Here is a 17,015-nt window from a genome sequence, read left to right on the forward strand (position 1 = left end):
TCGGGCTGCTGCAGCACTCATTTTTGACCCTTCCAGATTGGATCAGGAACCGATGACAGACGGCGCAGAGAATCGCTCACCGCAGGGAAACGACAAGGCTTCAAGCTATGGTGAGGAGAGCATCAAGGTGCTCGAGGGTTTGGAGGCGGTGCGTAAGCGTCCGGGCATGTACATCGGCGATACGACGGCTCGTGGGCTGCATCACTTGGTGTATGAGATTGTCGATAACTCGATCGACGAACATATGGCAGGCCGATGTGACACGATTCAGATCAAGATCCATGCGGACGGTTCGCTTTCTGTGGTTGATGATGGTTCAGGGATTCCGGTCGGGCCGTTCAAAGGAAACAATCCACTGCATGAAGGTCGGCCAACCGTTGAGATCATCCTGACGGTGTTGCATGCGGGCGGTAAATTTGAGAATGATGCGTATAAAGTTTCCGGCGGATTGCACGGTGTGGGCGCGTCAGTGGTGAATGCGCTGAGTGAATGGATGGAGGTTGAGGTTGCGCGTGATGGTAATCTTCATGCAATGAGTTTTGAGCGGGGGAAGGTGAATGAAGAGTTGCGGGTAATTGGGGAGCGAACAAAAACTGGGACGAAGATTTCGTTCAAGCCGGACCCTGAGATGTTTCCGGATACGGAGTTTAAGTTTGAGACGCTGAATGTGCGCTTTAAAGAAATGGCGTATCTGAATCCGGGCTTACATCTTGTGATTGAAGATGAACGGGGTGATGGGAAGCGAGAAGAGTATTGTTTCCCAGAGGGGATTAAGGCGTTTGTGGCCGCACTCAATGAGGGCAAGGAAGTGGTGAATGATCCGCCGATTTATTTTAGGGCGGATGATGATGAACAGGGGCTCGTTTGCGAGATTGCATTGCAATACAACGATTCCTACAACGAGCGGCTGCTGACGTTTGCAAATAACATCAATACGATTGAGGGTGGGACACACTTATCTGGTTTTAAGACAGCGTTAACGCGAACGTTGAACAACTATGCACGTGGGAACAATCTACTCAAAGGGAGCATGGTTCCGAGCGGGGATGACTTGCGTGAAGGCTTGTGTGGGATTATTTCAGTGAAGGTGAGTGAGCCACAGTTTGAGGGGCAGACGAAAACCAAGCTCGGCAACGCAGAAGTTGAATCGTTTGTGAATACAACAGTGGGGCAGTCACTGAGCACGTGGTGTGAAGAAAACCCGGCAGCAGCGAAGAAGATCTGCATGAAAGCTGCAAGCGCGGCACAGGCACGCGAGGCGGCACGCAAAGCGCGCGACCTGACGCGTCGTAAGGGGGCACTAGATGCAGGGGGCCTCCCGGGCAAGTTGTATGATTGCACGAGTAAGAATGTTGAAGAAAGTGAAATTTACCTGGTCGAAGGCGATTCTGCGGGTGGGAGCGCCAAGGGCGGGCGTGATCATAAAACGCAGGCGATCTTGCCGCTCAAGGGTAAGATTTTGAACGTCGAGAAAGCGCGGCTAGACAAAATTCTAGGCTTTGAAGAAATCCGTACAATCATTCAGGCACTGAGTTGTGGAATTGGTGCTGATGAATTCAACCTTGAGAAGCTTCGTTACGGCAAGATCATCATCATGACCGACGCGGACGTTGATGGTTCGCATATCCGTACGCTGCTACTCACGTTCTTCTTCCGTCAGATGCCGGACCTTATTCGTAATGGTCACATTTATATTGCGCAGCCTCCGTTGTATCAGGTGAGTCGCGGGCGCAAGAGTGAATACGTTCTGAACGAAAAACGGATGCACACCGTATTGGGCGAGCTTGGCACGAATGAATCTGAGCTGGTGGTCTATTCAGAAGATAGACAGGAGCTTGTGCGGACAGATGCTGCGGGGCTTAAGAGCATTTTTGATGTGATTGAGCAGATTAGTGAGCTTGTAAGCATTGTAGAGCGACGGGGTGTGACGTTTAAGCAGTTGGCAGATTTGCGCGCGGATGATCCGAAAAAGGAAGGGCGTTTGCCGCGGATTCACTTGCAGGTGCCGTTGGTTGAACAGGCAGGCGATCTTGCTGGGGATTATTTCTTCTGGAATGATCAGGAAGAGGAAGCATTCCGCAATGAGAAGGGATTGAGTTCAAGTGATCCTGATCTTGATGATGTGATTGGCGAGGGGGAGAAGCCGAAGGCAAAGATCAGCGCGTTCCGCAAAGAGATGCACGAATCGAAGGATTTGGACCGTTTGTTTGCGAAGCTGGATGAATTATCCGATGGGCATATTTGTTTGAATGACTGGTTTATTAAGCACGAGCAGCGCGTGACAGGTGAGGAAGTGCCGGGCCGATTTGAGATCGTGACTAAGGACGGCAAGGGCAATGAGCATGTGAACGCAGCAGTGAATCTCAGTGAGATTTTGAGCAGTGTGCTGGAGGTGGGTAAGCATGGGATGGAAATCAAGCGGTTCAAGGGGTTGGGCGAAATGGACGCGGAGCAGCTGTGGGAGACGACGATGAATCCTGTGAACCGTGTGTTGCTCAAGGTGACATGGGATGCAGCCAGTGAAGCGGAGAAGCTGTTTAGCATTTTGATGGGCGAGGAAGTTGAGCCTCGCCGGAAGTACATCGAAGAACATGCGCTTGAGGTGAAGAATTTAGATGTGTAAGAATGGCGTGATTGGCCGGAGGGAGACGGTATGTATGAAGATGATTCTGGTGGAATAGGGCGAGACGGCGGGGTGCAAGAGAATATGCAGGCCAAGAAGAAGCGGCTGCCGTGGTGGGTGGCGCTTTCTCTTGTCACGTGTTTGGGTGGGTTTGTGTATCTCGCGATTTATACGCTGGGGACATCTGTGTATGTCGGGCGGCGGCGGCCGGCGCAGTATGTGCAAATGATGAAGGACGTGGGGGCGATGAATTTTTAAGTATAGAGGATGATTTAATTTTCAATTATCTTAGCCGAGGGAGTCGTGTTACATGTTGATTGCAAGAACTATTGTGCTCGTTTTGGGATTGAGTGCATGTGTTGTAGGTTGCGAGGATAAATCCGCGCCGATAGCAACGGGTACGGACAAGCAACGTGTAGCGGAGATGCAGCAGGTACTTGGCGCGAAGCAGAATGGCGTAGCTGCAGGCGAATCATCTGATGGGGTTGTGGTGCCGAAGGTTTCTGATGAAGTGTTTCAAGCGGTTGAAGCACGATTCGCCTCATTTGGTGAAGCGATCATGAAGCAGAAGCCACGACTTGCAGATGAGTATTTCAATTTCGATCCGATGATCGGGATGCTTGAGGAAGTTCTTGGCGAGAAGTCCACGCGGACGCAACGTGAACAATTAAGACGACAGTTTGCAGGGGATTTTAATCTCAAGTTAATGTCGGGTGAGATGGTGGATCTGGGGCGACCGTTTAAGGTGATGGCAGTGATTCCCACAGGTGAGGGTAGTGTGGCGGTATATACCACACATTACGACAAAGAATTGACAGCAATTCAAATGAAGTGGTGGATGACGCATGCGCGTGGGGTGTGGCAGATTTATGATTTTGAAGATGTGCTGATGGGGTTGCAGTGGTCTATGCTGACAAAGACGCTGATTCAATCGCCGAAAGACGATGATACTGGCGGAGATCCTTTGCAAAAGTTTTTGAAAATTGTCTCCATTATTAAGCAAGTGGGTGCGATTGACCTCGATGAGGTTGAACAACATCGCAAGTCAATTGAAGAATGGCGAGAAGAGCTGCGTGTAGAGAAGTATGGGAGCCATTCACAAGAAATCATGGCGTTGAAATGGACTGGGATTGCGATGTGTAATCTTTGGCTGGGGGAGTATGAAAGAGTATTTTCGGCGCTGGATCAGGCAGAGTCATATCGAAAAGATGTGCTGGTTTACAATTTTTTCCGTGGGTGCGCGTATGCAGGTGATGGGCGGTATCAATTGGCGATTGAGTACATGAATAAGTACACGGCGGTAGCGGGGTATAACGCAGATGTTTACTCATTGTATGGAACATGCTATGCCGAACTCGGGCAGATGGAAAAAGCTTACGATATATATCGTAAAGCACTTGATGAGTTGCCGGAGGATGGGGAAACGCTTGCGGAATTTGCGGTTTATCTCGACGAAGCTAAGAAGGAAGAGGTTGCGGATCGTATTAAGAGAATGCCGAATCCTGAAGCATCGTTTGAACTTATAGGTGAAACGATTACGGCGAATGGAGATGTGGCTGCGCTTGCGGTGGCTTCAAAGACGTTTCGTGAGATTAATGCAGAAGATTATAATGCGCTGTTTTATAGTGGCGTTTATGCGGAATGGAATGAAGAATATATTACAGCAGCAGATTATTACAAACGGTCACTGATTCGTGCGGGACAGGTTGCGCCAGATGAAACAGACTTGTTAAGGAAGAGATACTGGTCTGCGATGGCATTGAGCGGTAAAGGGATGGAGGCTTATTTAGCTGCAGCTGATTTCCCCGCAGCATACAAAATCATTGGTGATGATTTATTTGATGTGGATGAGTATGAGCAGCTTGATGCTTTGGCAACATTACATCTGAAGACTTATCCGAATAGTCTTTCAGCGGGGTATCACAAAGCGTGGTTGTTGAGTGATGCGAAGGAGTGGGATGACGCATTAGCCTTGCTTGAGCATCATTTGACGTTGGAAATGTCTAAAGGAGATCTTGACTTATTTTTAGAAGAATATGCTTATGTCATGTGCCAAGTTGAAAAATGGGAGGAAGCTTGTAAACGGTTTGCAGGGAATGAAATAGTTTTTGATGGGGCTGCGCGGCACCTGATAGATACACTTGAGTATAAGGCGTTATACAGCTTACTGCACCGTTATGGACACGCACAGAGTGATCAGAATAAATGGTTTTGGTGGGCGGAGTATTTTTATGGTATGAAGCAGTGGCCGGAGTTGTTATCGCATATTCATGAGTTTGGTAAGAAGATTGATTTTGACATATGGCCAGCACGATCGACGCGGATGCAAGTGGCGGCGCATTTGGCAATGGGGGATCATAAACAAGCGATGGTTGTGGGGAAAGCATACGATAAAGAGGGGGATGGGCATTTTTTTGAGTTTGCTGTTTCAATTGCGAAGGATGATGTTGAGCGAGTTATTGAGCTGTTTGAGGAGATGAAGGATTACTGGACCGCAGATGATTTGAAGGATGATTGGCTGACAAAGGATTTATTTGAGAGGGAAGTGTTCAAGCCTTTCATCAATCAATTTTTCGAAGATGAGATGAAGAAGAAATCAATTGCTGTACCAGGAAGTTGATCTAGCGTGAGTATGTCTACAATTAGGCCGAGCGGTTCAGCGTGATCAAAACGGAGCTAATCGTAATGAGCAAAAAAAAGGCGATGATCCAGAAGCGGTGTGGATGGTGCGGGGAGGATGAGCTTTACCAGAAGTATCACGATGAAGAGTGGGGTGTGCCGGTGCATGATGATCGGCTGCTGTTTGAGTTTTTGATTTTAGAAGGCGCGCAGGCTGGGCTGAGCTGGATCACGATCTTGAAGAAGCGGGCGCACTATAAGAAGGTGTTTGCTGATTTTGATGCGGTAAAGGTCGCGCGGTTTACAGAGAAGAAGATTGAAAAGCTGCTGAACGATCCGGGGATTGTGCGGAACCGTTTGAAGGTGAATGCTGCGGTGATCAATGCAAAAGCGTTTTTGGCGGTACAGAAAGAGCTTGGTTCCTTTGATGCGTATATTTGGGGATTTGTGGGTGGGAAGCCGATTCAAAACAGGTACAAATCCCTAAAAGAGATACCCGCGAAGACGGAGGTGTCTGACGCGATGAGCAAGGATTTAAAAAAACGTGGATTCAAGTTTGTGGGGTCAACGATTTGTTATGCTTTTATGCAGGCGGTGGGTATGGTGAATGATCATGAGGTGGGGTGTTATTGCTACGATCGGATTCGGAAGCGATCCAAAGGCTGATGTGTGTTTGAAGGGATAATATTTTGTCTGAAGCAGGTGAGCCACAACGAAAGATTGGAGGGATGGGCTGCTTACTGGGTGGGCTGGTGTTGTTGGAAATAATGGCGATAGGATTGGTGGTATGTGGGATTATGTTTGGGATTGTTCCGTTTGTGAACACGCCGCTTCAACGGGTGGTGGTGCCGGGCGGTGGCGTGGTGATGTTTGAAGAGAAGGGTGAGTACGAAATGTATTATGAATACGTATCGGAGGTGGGAGGCGTAAAATACCAAACGCCGAGCGAGTGGCCGGGCGCAGTGGTGAAGATTAAAGATTTGGAGACGGGGTTGCCGGTGTTTGTGGCTCCGAATGCGTATGAGTCAACGTACAGCACGCCGACGTATTCGGGTAAGCTGATGGGCAAATTCGGAATCCCGCATCCAGGGCGATACGAGATCAGCGGATCTTATCCGTATGGAGTCCATGGCCCGTCCGTTGTGATGGCGGTTGGCGATATGCCTGTTGGGTTACTGATCTTGGGGATTGTGGCTGTGGCAGGTGGAGCATTATTGGGGGCATTGTTTTTTGCAGCAGGTGTGGTGGTGTTGATCGTGATCATGTTGAGACGGAAGAACGCTACTGCAACAGGGTGAGAGGTGTAGTTGCTCGTGTGAATTGAACAAGAGCCAAGCAATCAAGGCTTTGACTGCTCGGCTCCGGTTTATGGGAGAGGAATTGGTGTCTTGTTCATGGGGATAACCGGGGCGTGGGAGGAAGTATTTCAGCGGTACGAAAAATGCCGAAGCTGGGCGCAAGAAAAAACCCGCGAGTGTGATTGCTTGCGGGTTTGAATGTTTGATTGGTGCTCTGTGGCGTGTGATTAACGCTTGGAGAACTGGAATCGGCGACGAGCACCACGTTGGCCGTACTTTTTACGTTCGACTTTACGTGGGTCACGTGTGAGGTAGTTCAGGTCGCGGAGAGTTTGTTCGAGTGAAGGATCATAACCCTTCAGAGCACGAGCGACACCGAGGAGGATGGCGCCGGACTGGCCGGTGATGCCGCCGCCTGCGACGTTGACGAAGACGTCAATCTTGCCTGCGGTCTTGGTGGCTTCGAGTGCTTTGAGGCAGTCATTGCGATGCTGTGGCTCTGAGAAGAAGTCAGTGACTTCGCGTTTGTTGATGAGGAACTTGCCTTCACCAGGACGAACGCGGACACGAGCAACGCTGCTCTTGCGGCGGCCGGTGCCCCAGACGAATCCACCAGCATCACGCTTGGCAGGTTCTGCGAGGGGACGAACTTCAGCGACAGCGGCAGCTTCTTCAGGTGCTGCGGTGTCTGCGGTTGAGCCAATGTTAATCGTTTCTGACATGCTTATTTTCTCGTATTTAGCTTGATACTATTTGATTATGCAGTGGTGATTTCGAGTGCTTTGGGCTGCTGTGCATGGTGGGGGTGTTCTTCCCCGCCATAGACTTTGAGCTTGGAAAGCATGACCGAAGCGAGCTTGTTTTTAGGGAGCATGCGACGGACGGCGGACTTGAGGAGCAGTTCTGGTTTTTGCTCACGCATCTTGCCGTATGGGACGAGTTTGCGGCCGGAAGGGTGTCCGGAGAAGGTTTCATAGAACTTTTGGTCGGCTTTGTTGCCGGTCAGCTTGATCTTCGAAGCATTGGTGACAATGACGAAATCGCCGACATCGTGGTGTGGGGTATAGGTGGGCTTGTTTTTGCCCATGAGGATGACAGCCAGTTCGGTGGCAAGTCGGCCAAGGATTTTGTCCGAGGCGTCGACGATGTGCCAATCCTGTTTGACTTCGTTGTTTTTAGCGTGGTATGTCTGACGGTTCATTGTCGTTAATCCGTAATAATGCCCACAGCAGACGTTGTGCCTGCGAAACGGGTAGAAACGAATAGTTTAGTGAGCAGGCTGAGGGTGTCAACCGGCGCAGCGGCTGGCGACATACGCCAGCGAGCCGAGCATTGTATCGGGAAGCTCTGTGGATTGCGAATGTGATGTGGGCAAGAGACAGGATTTATGGGCGGAATTTGTTAGGGTTCATGGGGGCGAATGAACGGAATTCAGATGGTGAAGGGCTGAGTGTAATAAAAACCCATGCGTGTGCATGGGCGGGTGTTCATTCTTTTTATAGATAGATGTGGTTTTGAGGGGTTATTCAGAGCCTTTGAGGGGTGACCACGTGTCGGGCTTGTCGAGGACCGTGAGTTCAGGAGCGTTCGGGCCGTCAAAAATGCCTTTAGTTTTGGCAAGCCAGAAGCGGATAACGAGGAAGCCGAAGAAAGCGATGATGGAAAGCGCCGCAAAGATAATGGCGGCATGCTTGAGTTGCTGATTCTCGATAGGCTCATCGAAGAGCGAAGCAGCGCTTGAGATCGTGGTAGAGTCAGGTCGATCAAGGATGCGGTCTTGTGCGAGTTGGTAAGCGACGTAGGCACGGCCGAGCGCGTCAAGGATAGGCTTGGCGTTTTTCTTGTCGGTGGTCGTGAATGTCAGGTTAAGTGTTGGGGCTGAGCCACTGAGGGTAAGGTGATTGCGGAGCTGTGCTGTGAGTGTTTGCTGATTGTAGGTTTTGACGTTCATCTGATTAAGCTGATTGAGCGCTTCGATCAGGACGGGTTTACTGTAGAGAATGTTTTGCTGCTCGGTAATCCATGCTTTGGCATTGGTTGTTTGTGCTGGCGCGTCGGCGGTGGGTTTGGGATTGAAGGTGAGGGATTCGGTGGCTTGCCAAATGGGTTTGCTGAGACGGGTAGCAGCAGCATAACTGAATACGCCGATCAGCATGAGGGTGATGACGAATATTGTTGCATAGTGGGCAGCTTTGGCGGTGGACCAGCGCTGGATCATCTCGGCTTCGGAGTTCTGAAGGAACTTCTTAACCTCGGTGAGCATTTGTCGTTCTTTTTCGAGGCCGAGCGCTTGCGCATCAGTGGATTCGCACCGGAGCTCGGCTTCTTTGAGTGCTTGTGATCGTTTCTTCAGGATCGCGCGATAGGCGTGCAAACGCTTACGACGTTTTCTAATTGATTTTTCGGTTTCTGTGTTTGTTGGTGCGGCAGTACCGGATTTTGTGCCGTCGTTATCAAGTGATGATTCACGAGAGGCGAGGGCAGCTTCACGTTTGCGGAGTTTGGCACGTTCGGTTTCAAGCTGCTGCTTGCTTTGTGCGAGGATTTCTTTGAAGGACTTGCGTTTTTCGTCAAGTTCTTTCTGACGAGCATCGAGTTCCTTCTGCTTTTCGCTTAGGTCACTATCTTGTTGCTCACTGTAGGATTGAATCGTCGATTCAAGCTCGGCGTTCTTCTCCTGAAGCGATTGAACTTTGGCGGTGAGTTTTTCGATCTGCTCGTTGTTTTGTGCGGTGGCTTCGTTGCTCTGTTCTGCTGCGGTGGTTTTGGCTTGTTCAGCTTCGGATAGAAGCTTGGTGAGCTCTTCGGAACGTTGTTGTAGCTCGGATTCGCGTTGTTGTAACGCATCGTTTTTGCTGCCGATGGTCTCGGCACGCTGGTCAAGATCATTGGTGAGATCTTCAAGTGCAGATTGCTCTTCGATCAGTGTGTGCTGCTTATGGGTGATTTCATCATCACGCGTATTGATCTGTTTTTCGCGGCTATCTAGCTCGGCAGTACGATTGGCAAGGTCATCTGCTTGGGCTTTAAGCTGTGATTCCCGACTTGCGACTTCCTGCTCAAGTTCGTTGAGGATCTGCTCGTGTTCTTTGATTGCCTGCTCACGTTGAACGAGTTGTTCATTGAGTACTTCAGCTTCAGCTGTTTGTTGAATGGCAAGCTCGGATTGTTCATTTACCGCAGAGCCAGCTTGATCGATTTGATCGATCTGCTGCTTGATCTGACCTTGCAGTGTGTCAATCTGACTTTGTGCATCATGGAGTTCATCTTGCAATATCTCAATGCGATCAGAGGCGGAATCGGTAGAATCGTCGGCAATTGCGGCAGCTTGCCCAGCAAGTTGTGCGCGGGCTTTTTTGAGCTGTATTTCTTGTGTTTCAAGCGCTTCAGCACGCAGGTTCAACTCAAATCGTTGTGAGTCAGAGGCTTTCTTTTGTTCCTGAAGTTGCTGAGTGAGTTGATCGAGCGCTTCGTGCTGTGCAGAGATTTCAATACGCTGTTTTTCAGTTTCACTGCGATCAGATTCAATCTGCTCGCGGGCGGTTTGCAACTCTTGCTGTTGCTCGGAAATGAGCTGCTCATGGAGCTGTTTTTCTTCGTTGAAGGCTTCAGTTTGGGTGCGAAGTGTATCTTCGCGCGTTTGAAGATCGTTTAGTTTTTGCTCAAGTTGATCTTTCTGTGATTGCAGATCGGCTTGCTGCTCTTGCAGTTGTGCTTGGGCAAGGTTGAGTTGTTCAGTTGATTCCGCAAAAGCAGTTTGAGCGCGATCCAGTTCAGATTGCTGTGCGTTAATTTGTTCGGTTTGTTGTTCGATGCGGGTACGTGCATCGTCATGCTCTTTGCGAGATTCATTAAGCTGTGTTTCAAGCTCGGTGAGCGCCGCTTCCTGGGATTTGAAAGTGTCCCATGCTTGATCAAGATCGGCTTTGCGATTTTGTTGATCAGCTTCGCGAGATTCGATCTTGGCTTGCTTGCCATCTAATGTAGCGGCTTGCTCAGAGATTGCTGCTTCTCGTTCAGCGAGTTCGGTTTGGGTTTGTTCGATCTCGCTACGGGCATCATTGAGTTTGGTTGAAAGCGATTCGAGTTGGGTCGCTTGAGTTTGATTGGCGGCTTCTTGTTCGTTGAGCTTGGATTTGAGTTGTTCGAGTTGTTGGCGTTGTTCATCTAGTGCGGCACATTGCTGTTCGAAGCCGCGTTGGTTTTCTTCGAGCTGTTGACGTTTTTGGTCAAGCTCATTCTGATGGTTAGTGAGTTTGTCTTGTAAATCGTTAAGCTCGGCTTGCTGTGCATCAAAAGCGTTGCGATCATCGGCAAGCTGCGTTATTTGTTTTTGAAGTTTATTTTCTTGTTCTGCGATTTGATCGGTGCGCTCTTCGAGATTAACAGATTGTTGTGTGAGCGATTCCTGGTCAGACTGGAGCTTGTTTTCCCGTTTTTCGAGGTCTGCTCTGCGTGATTCGAGATCATTGCCGAGTGATTCGAGGGTTTCACGTTGCTGGTCAATCTCGCTGGCCTGCTGCTTGATCTCTTGAGCGTGGGCTTCGTTATCGTGTTGCCAGGTCTTGAGTTCCTGCAATTTGGATTCGAGATCGCCGAGCAGTCCGAGAACTTGCTGGGAATCGGGTGCGGACGTTGATTTAGTTTGCTGTGGTTCGCCGCGACTCATGGTAAGCTTCTAACTCCAAACTCCGGTAAAATCGTATAACACGGAGATCGGCAATAACGGGGGACGACCTAAGAGACAAAACTGTGAAATCAGGAATATTCGTTACAGTGTGAAGCGGGTCGTCCGGTATTTACGCATGAACGAGAAAGTCATAAAACGATGACCGATAACACGTCGAGAACAGATGATCCATACGAGCACGATGCTTCGGAGAAATGCGAGCCGAAGGATGGTGTTATATCGGTCCGCGGGGTGAGGTTTGGTTATGGGGATGATCGAGCGGTTGTGGATGATGTATCGTTTGAGTTGTTTGCTGGGCGGGTTTGTGCATTGATCGGGCCGAATGCGGCGGGGAAATCGACACTGGTGAAATTGATCTTGGGGCAACTCGATCCTTGGGAAGGTGAGGTGTTGCTGGATGGGAAGGATGTCGGGCGAATAGATGCTGGAGCGCGGGCATGCCGAATGAGTTATGTGCCGCAGCGGGGGGCGGTGAGTTTTGCGTTTACAGTGCGAGAAGTCGTGAGTATGGGACGGTTCGCAGCAGGTTCAAATGAAGAAGCGATCGTGTGGGCGATGGATCGGTGTGATCTTGGTGAGGTGCAGGATACGATTTTTGCGGAACTATCAGGCGGGCAGCAGCAGCGGGTAATGATCGCGCGAGCGCTAGCGCAGGGGTATGGTATGGGAGAGAAGGTGGGTAAGGGCGGCGTGTTTGTATTGGATGAACCAGGGAGTAATTTAGATTTGTGGCATGTGCAACAAATGATGCATGTGCTGCGAGAGCGTGCCGTTGCGGGTGATGCGGTGTTAGTGGTGATGCACGATCTGAATCTGACGGCGCGGTATGCAGATGATGTGGTGCTGCTGGATCATGGGAAGGTGGTGGCGAAGGGAGGTTGGCGGAAGGTGATGAATAAGGAGATGCTTGAGCCGGTGTATCGGGTAAAGATGCGCGAGCTGTCATGCGGGACGGAGGGTGGGAATGCAAATGGCGGGGATCGTCCGATGTTTTGGATCGAAGATGCGGTGGAGTGAAGGGGCGTTTTAGTGGGGTAAGCCGAGATTGGGGCAGGTGGACGATTAAGTTGCAGGAATGAGATATCCGAGACGTTGACGGCGAGATACAATATATAGGCCTGTTTAATGTTCATGGATGAAGGTGAACGCAATGATGAAACACGACATATTGACGCTTGGTTTAGATTTGGCGGATATTGCTGGTGCGGTGGTTGTATTGCTCGTAATCTTTGGCTCGGCGGCTTGGCAGGCAATCCAAAAAGGTGCAGAGAAGAAGCGGCAGCAGCGACAAGCAGAGATGCGAGAAGAAGGACAGCTTGGCGGGCAGGGGATGCGGACGCGGCGACAGGATCGGATGTCAGCGGGCGGTGGTGGGAGCGAGCCGACGAACATGACGATGGCAGAGCGAATCGCGAGAGCGCGGGCTAAGGCGCAGTATGAAGAACGCGCCAAGCAGACGCACGCGCCGCAGCAACAACGCCATGAACCGACATCGCAGGTTGAACCCGGTGCGCATGTGGATGTGCAGCTTCAGATGCAACGGCAACAGGAACAGCGCAGGCGATTAGAAGAGCAGAGGCGGTTACAGCTTGAACAACAGCGACAGCGGCAGATGCTTGAGCAGCAACGTCAACTTGATCAGCAGCGCCGGCGTAGTGCGGATGAACTTAAGCAGCAGCAACAATTTAAGCGTGAGAAGGATCGCAAACGTCGGTTGGCGGCTGAACGTGCAGCAAAGCAAAAACAGGCCCAACAAGAAGAGCAGGCGCAGCGGCGGGTAGCGATGTCGGCGACGTCAGCGGCAATCGGGCAGAGCGACCTGGATCTGGGGAATGTGCATGATCTTCGTCGGGCGATTGTGCTGAAAGAGATCTTAGATAAGCCGATAGGGCTGCGGGATCCGGATGATGAATTGACATTCTATTGATTGGGGCAGGCCCGTCTTTTGCGACACCGCAATTTTGATGTGGTTTTCATGATCTGGGGCTGAGCGGCTACAATGCGGCCATGAATGATCAGCGTTCCAATTGTTCGCAGGAAGACCGCAAGCAAGAAGTACTTTCGCGTATTGATGTGGTGGTGAGTGATATCACAAAATTGAAGGTGGATGCGATCGTGAATGCGGCGAATGAATCGCTACTGGGCGGCGGTGGTGTGGATGGTGCGATCCATCGGGCGGCTGGTGCGCGTTTGCTTGAACACAACAAGACACTTGGCGGATGTCCGACAGGATTGGCGAAAGCAACGCCAGCGTTTGATCTTGAATCGGGCGGGATCAAACATATCTTTCATACTGTTGGACCGATATGGCAGGTTAAAGATCAGCCGTTATGGGGCGAAGCTGATGAAGGGGAGAAGTTGGGGTACACGCTAGAAGATACATTGCTTGCATCGTGTTATATGCAGTGTTTATCGCTGGCGGAGAAGCATGGCTGTGAGGTGATCGCGTTCCCATCTATCAGCACCGGCGTGTATGGTTATCCAAAAGACCGGGCAGCCAAAATTGCGTTTGGTCATGTGTTTGGATACTTATCGCAACATGGAAAAGAAAGTTTACCGAGGCGCGTGATATTCTGCTGTTTCAGTGAGGCGGATGCCGAAGTGTATCGTAGGACAATCGAAGATTGCGATACATGGATGATCGGACGTGGCCGAATTTAAGCTTGTTCTGCATGGATCGGATGAATTTGAAGATTGTCTGTTTACATTTTGTTTTACTGCTGTTTTTGAGCGGTTGTGCGAGTGGCCCGGTGGTCAAACGCACTGGTGATGTGGGGGAGATGCGGACAGTGACGGTAGCTGGCGGTGAAGCGGAGATACGTGAATCACTTAAGGCCGCATTGAGAGAACAGGGCTGGCAGATTGTGCGGTTTGGGCGCGTTGAAGATAGACATGGTCGGATCGATGAAGCAGAGACGATTAGCGGGGCAGATGAAATATGGGTGGCTCATTATCTAGATGTGAATGCAGTTGCATTGCGAAAAGGTATATTTAACAGGGAGCAGAAGTATTGGTGTGAGATCAATCTGTACGGACTTGATCCTGACAGGGAGATTGTGACGGTAACCGGGCGGGGGACGAAGGTAGATTTGATTGGTGCGTTTGTATCCGCGATTGAAGTGCCGAGGGAATAGTTTTATCCAAGCATGTTGTTAAAGGGTTGGTGGGATATGTATACATCAAAGTGGTTGTTGTTGATTCTGTTTGTTATCAGTGGGATGATTGGATGTTCAACAAGTCGTGGTCCGGATACGCCGGTGTTTACGGTGATCCCAGGGAAGACGGGGACGTATGATTATTATCAGGTGTTCGAGCCATTCCGTGGAGGGATGGATGAGCTTGAAGGTGTGTGGTTGATGGGGGAGCTGGATCAGGAGCTTTGGGAACTTATCTTGTATCGAGATGGGATGTATAGCTTGCGGCTGATGCTTGGGCGGAAGGTGTTTGATGCGGAGGTGGGTGAGTGGAAGGAAGAGGGGATGCTACGACTCTATCCCAATGCGGTGTTGATGGAAGATGAATTACATCAGTGGCGGCCGCGCGAGATGGTGATCCTTGGGAATGAAAAGCGGATCGTGCTGGTACCGCCTCGTAGCGAGCGTGATTTTCAGCAGCTTGGTGCGCTGGACCCGCTGTGTTTTAAGATGCTCAAGCGATGAGGGTTTGATGCTTTGGCGGCGGCGTGGGTTTGGTCTACAATCACTGTATGATTCATGTTGCTTTATATCAGCCGGCGATCCCACCGAACACAGGGAATGTGGCACGTCAGTGTGTCGGCATGAAGGCGCATCTTCATATCATTGGCCCGACGAAGTTTGAAGTGTCAGACACGAACGCCAAACGCGCGGGGCTGGATTATTGGGATGATCTGACCTTGTCGTTGTATGACTCACCAGAGGATTTTTTGGGTTGGCTTGGAGAGCGGCGGCCGTATCTTGTGACGAAGTTTGGTGCGGTGCGTTATGACCAGCCGGGGTATGCTGATGGAGATGTACTTTTGTTTGGCAATGAGAACACAGGTTTGCCGGAGGATTGGCGGAAACGCTGGGAAACAAGCTGTCTTTATGTGCCGATCCCGGGCCCGGTGCGTTCTTATAATTTGAGTAACACCGCGGCAATCGTTCTGGCGCAGGCATCGCTGAAGGCGGGGTTATTGGAAGATCATCAATTGATATGAAGACGCATGTTGATCATGCGTGAGCATGTTCTTTTACAGGCTCATGGCGAGGCTGAAACATCCACAACACAGATATTTCGAACAAGCGGTACATGTACATGCAGGCGATTCACCAAACGGCGAGCGTGACCGTCTAATCATAAGATAGAAGGCGGCGGTCCCCTTCGAGGGATCGTTCATGGGTGAGGTCTTGGGTGATCTCGAGTGTGCCCATGTATTTTTCGTTTTCATCACGGAGGGCGAAGTAGCGGATGTGAATGAATTTGCCTTTCATATTGATCCAGAATTCTGCGAGGCTTTGCTTGCCTGACTTAAAATCTTCGAGGATCTGATCGACGATGTGGACAGAGCCGGGCGGATGGCAGTGCTGGACGAGGCGGCCGATGACGGCTTTGGGCCGGTGGAAGACGCGCTTGGGTCCCTCAGAGAAAAATCGTACGCGGTCTTCAGCATCGACATAGGTCAGATCGACAGGGAGGGTGCTGAAGATCATCTTGAGTTGTTCGAGATTGAGTTGGCCGGTGGGGAACATGATCAATTCGCTGCCGGGGGTTGTGCTTGCGGCGCTGGCCATGCTGGCGTTTTGTTTGCCAGTAACAATGTCGAGTGCGATGCCTTCGCTTTCTGCTTTGCGTGCGGCTTCATCTGAAATCGTAGGGCTTTTCGGCTTTGGTGGGATGTAACCTTCTTGCGGATCAACGAGGCACCAGCCGAAGAGAGGGGATTGCTCGAAGATCTCTGCCCATTCGGTGGCGGTGAGCGCTTTGAGTGACATGGGCAGGAGGATGTGCTCTTCCTTGAAGATCATGTCGACGACGCTATCGAGGGCAGAGGCGGCGACGGTTTGCGCGAAGGTGCGCCATTCGTCGGCAGGCGTTTCTTCCGGGAGGAAATTCTCGGAGAAGGTTTTAAGCAAGGCGCGGACCTGATCATCTTTGCCCCACATGACTGTGGATGGGCCGGTGATGCCATGGCGTTCGAGCATGGAGAAAAGCAGATTCTCTTTGCGATCATAATGCTTTTCGATGTCCATGAGTTCGTTGAGTAGGAGGCGGGCCTGATAGTGATTGGCTTTGATGTCGTCTAACTCACGGTTAGACGCAGCGAGGTTGGTGAGCGCGGTGCGGATTTTGGCGACGTGGTCGGCGAGCGCAGCGTTTTCACGCTTGAAGGTATCGACGGGGTGGCCGGGCTTTAGGTCGGCGGGAGTATTGTCTGCGTTCTGCATGCCGAAGGATGAGGTTTGTACGGGGGAAGCTTTTTGCGGTGGCGTGTTGAGCGTGGGGAGGGAGACGAGTGATTCGGAGTCGTTGTCATCACTGGTTGCGTTTGGCATGGGGGGTGATTCGACGAGGATCTCGCTGATCAATTCGGCATGGAGATCGCACATGGACATGATCTCTTTGGGATCCATGCCTTCGGCGATGAGTTCGGTTTCCATCTGGGCGATTTCGGTGGCGTCGCACGCCTTGACGAGTTGCTTCAATTCCACACGTACAGATTCTGGGGGACTGCCTGCGTGGAGCTTTTTGATGATGTTTTTGAGTGTGCGGACGCGGTGCGCACGATTGTCAAGTAGTTCACTCATAATGATTTACACGCCGACTG

At 50.8% G+C, this 17,015-nt stretch carries 15 protein-coding genes; 11 read left to right on the top strand and 4 right to left on the bottom strand.

Annotated features, from left to right (window positions below):
• The first annotated feature begins 52 nt into the window (after positions 1–52).
• The 5 genes from gyrB to ACQ6WK_RS02880 all read left to right on the top strand — a co-directional run bounded on the left by gyrB (position 53) and on the right by ACQ6WK_RS02880 (position 6,540).
• A complete protein-coding gene (gyrB, locus tag ACQ6WK_RS02860; RefSeq protein WP_432799233.1) occupies positions 53–2,623 on the top strand; it encodes a DNA topoisomerase (ATP-hydrolyzing) subunit B in 2,571 nt (856 codons plus the stop codon).
• Positions 2,624–2,653: 30 nt separating this feature from the next.
• Positions 2,654–2,881, top strand: a complete 228-nt coding sequence (locus ACQ6WK_RS02865; protein WP_432799234.1) for a hypothetical protein — start codon at positions 2,654–2,656, stop codon at positions 2,879–2,881.
• Positions 2,882–2,933: 52 nt separating this feature from the next.
• Complete coding sequence (locus ACQ6WK_RS02870) at positions 2,934–5,243, top strand: hypothetical protein (protein WP_432799235.1); 2,310 nt, start codon at positions 2,934–2,936, stop codon at positions 5,241–5,243.
• Positions 5,244–5,308: 65 nt separating this feature from the next.
• A complete protein-coding gene (locus ACQ6WK_RS02875) occupies positions 5,309–5,908 on the top strand; it encodes a DNA-3-methyladenine glycosylase I (RefSeq protein ID WP_432799236.1) in 600 nt (199 codons plus the stop codon).
• Between the two features lie 23 nt (positions 5,909–5,931).
• Positions 5,932–6,540, top strand: coding sequence for a hypothetical protein (locus ACQ6WK_RS02880; RefSeq protein ID WP_432799237.1), 609 nt, complete (start codon positions 5,932–5,934; stop codon positions 6,538–6,540).
• A 227-nt stretch (positions 6,541–6,767) separates the two neighbouring features.
• Here ACQ6WK_RS02880 and rpsI read toward each other — a convergent pair whose 3' ends face one another.
• From rpsI to ACQ6WK_RS02895, 3 genes are all read right to left on the bottom strand, one after another.
• On the bottom strand, positions 6,768–7,262 hold the full coding sequence (gene rpsI, locus ACQ6WK_RS02885; RefSeq protein WP_432799238.1) for a 30S ribosomal protein S9: 495 nt from the start codon (positions 7,260–7,262) through the stop codon (positions 6,768–6,770).
• Positions 7,263–7,297: 35 nt separating this feature from the next.
• The gene (gene rplM / locus ACQ6WK_RS02890) at positions 7,298–7,741 is read right to left on the bottom strand and encodes a 50S ribosomal protein L13 (RefSeq protein ID WP_432799239.1); all 444 of its coding nucleotides are present in this window, start codon (positions 7,739–7,741) and stop codon (positions 7,298–7,300) included.
• A gap of 321 nt (positions 7,742–8,062) precedes the next feature.
• Entirely contained in the window at positions 8,063–11,209 is a 3,147-nt protein-coding gene (locus tag ACQ6WK_RS02895) for a hypothetical protein (protein WP_432799240.1), read from the bottom strand.
• Between the two features lie 159 nt (positions 11,210–11,368).
• On the opposite strand from ACQ6WK_RS02895, the gene ACQ6WK_RS02900 reads away from it, so the two are divergent.
• The 6 genes from ACQ6WK_RS02900 to ACQ6WK_RS02925 all read left to right on the top strand — a co-directional run bounded on the left by ACQ6WK_RS02900 (position 11,369) and on the right by ACQ6WK_RS02925 (position 15,407).
• The gene (locus tag ACQ6WK_RS02900) at positions 11,369–12,247 is read left to right on the top strand and encodes an ABC transporter ATP-binding protein (protein ID WP_432799241.1); all 879 of its coding nucleotides are present in this window, start codon (positions 11,369–11,371) and stop codon (positions 12,245–12,247) included.
• Positions 12,248–12,380: 133 nt separating this feature from the next.
• Complete coding sequence (locus ACQ6WK_RS02905; RefSeq protein WP_432799242.1) at positions 12,381–13,157, top strand: hypothetical protein; 777 nt, start codon at positions 12,381–12,383, stop codon at positions 13,155–13,157.
• An 80-nt stretch (positions 13,158–13,237) separates the two neighbouring features.
• A complete protein-coding gene (locus tag ACQ6WK_RS02910) occupies positions 13,238–13,891 on the top strand; it encodes a macro domain-containing protein (RefSeq protein WP_432799243.1) in 654 nt (217 codons plus the stop codon).
• Between the two features lie 20 nt (positions 13,892–13,911).
• Positions 13,912–14,364 (top strand): hypothetical protein, encoded by a 453-nt coding sequence (locus ACQ6WK_RS02915; RefSeq protein ID WP_432799244.1) that lies wholly within the window; start codon positions 13,912–13,914, stop codon positions 14,362–14,364.
• Positions 14,365–14,400: 36 nt separating this feature from the next.
• Entirely contained in the window at positions 14,401–14,889 is a 489-nt protein-coding gene (locus tag ACQ6WK_RS02920) for a hypothetical protein (RefSeq protein WP_432799245.1), read from the top strand.
• 47 nt (positions 14,890–14,936) lie between these two features.
• The gene (locus ACQ6WK_RS02925; RefSeq protein WP_432799246.1) at positions 14,937–15,407 is read left to right on the top strand and encodes a tRNA (cytidine(34)-2'-O)-methyltransferase; all 471 of its coding nucleotides are present in this window, start codon (positions 14,937–14,939) and stop codon (positions 15,405–15,407) included.
• Between the two features lie 133 nt (positions 15,408–15,540).
• On the opposite strand, the gene ACQ6WK_RS02930 is transcribed toward ACQ6WK_RS02925, so the two are convergent.
• A complete protein-coding gene (locus tag ACQ6WK_RS02930) occupies positions 15,541–16,995 on the bottom strand; it encodes a DUF438 domain-containing protein (RefSeq protein WP_432799247.1) in 1,455 nt (484 codons plus the stop codon).
• Positions 16,996–17,015 lie beyond the last annotated feature (20 nt).

The organism is Poriferisphaera sp. WC338, from assembly GCF_050931845.1.
In the GTDB taxonomy this organism is placed as follows: domain Bacteria; phylum Planctomycetota; class Phycisphaerae; order Phycisphaerales; family Phycisphaeraceae; genus Poriferisphaera.

What these genes read in the sequence shown, in the direction of transcription:
- ACQ6WK_RS02910 (WP_432799243.1), top strand. Translation starts at nt 13,238, where the DNA reads ATGAATGATCAGCGTTCCAATTGTTCGCAGGAAGACCGCAAGCAAGAA.
- ACQ6WK_RS02900 (WP_432799241.1), top strand. Translation starts at nt 11,369, where the DNA reads ATGACCGATAACACGTCGAGAACAGATGATCCATACGAGCACGATGCT.
- ACQ6WK_RS02870 (WP_432799235.1), top strand. Translation starts at nt 2,934, where the DNA reads ATGTTGATTGCAAGAACTATTGTGCTCGTTTTGGGATTGAGTGCATGT.
- ACQ6WK_RS02915 (WP_432799244.1), top strand. Translation starts at nt 13,912, where the DNA reads ATGAATTTGAAGATTGTCTGTTTACATTTTGTTTTACTGCTGTTTTTG.
- rplM (WP_432799239.1), bottom strand. Translation starts at nt 7,741, where the DNA reads ATGAACCGTCAGACATACCACGCTAAAAACAACGAAGTCAAACAGGAT.
- ACQ6WK_RS02930 (WP_432799247.1), bottom strand. Translation starts at nt 16,995, where the DNA reads ATGAGTGAACTACTTGACAATCGTGCGCACCGCGTCCGCACACTCAAA.
- rpsI (WP_432799238.1), bottom strand. Translation starts at nt 7,262, where the DNA reads ATGTCAGAAACGATTAACATTGGCTCAACCGCAGACACCGCAGCACCT.
- ACQ6WK_RS02905 (WP_432799242.1), top strand. Translation starts at nt 12,381, where the DNA reads ATGATGAAACACGACATATTGACGCTTGGTTTAGATTTGGCGGATATT.
- gyrB (WP_432799233.1), top strand. Translation starts at nt 53, where the DNA reads ATGACAGACGGCGCAGAGAATCGCTCACCGCAGGGAAACGACAAGGCT.
- ACQ6WK_RS02920 (WP_432799245.1), top strand. Translation starts at nt 14,401, where the DNA reads ATGTATACATCAAAGTGGTTGTTGTTGATTCTGTTTGTTATCAGTGGG.
- ACQ6WK_RS02925 (WP_432799246.1), top strand. Translation starts at nt 14,937, where the DNA reads ATGATTCATGTTGCTTTATATCAGCCGGCGATCCCACCGAACACAGGG.
- ACQ6WK_RS02895 (WP_432799240.1), bottom strand. Translation starts at nt 11,209, where the DNA reads ATGAGTCGCGGCGAACCACAGCAAACTAAATCAACGTCCGCACCCGAT.
- ACQ6WK_RS02875 (WP_432799236.1), top strand. Translation starts at nt 5,309, where the DNA reads ATGAGCAAAAAAAAGGCGATGATCCAGAAGCGGTGTGGATGGTGCGGG.
- ACQ6WK_RS02865 (WP_432799234.1), top strand. Translation starts at nt 2,654, where the DNA reads ATGTATGAAGATGATTCTGGTGGAATAGGGCGAGACGGCGGGGTGCAA.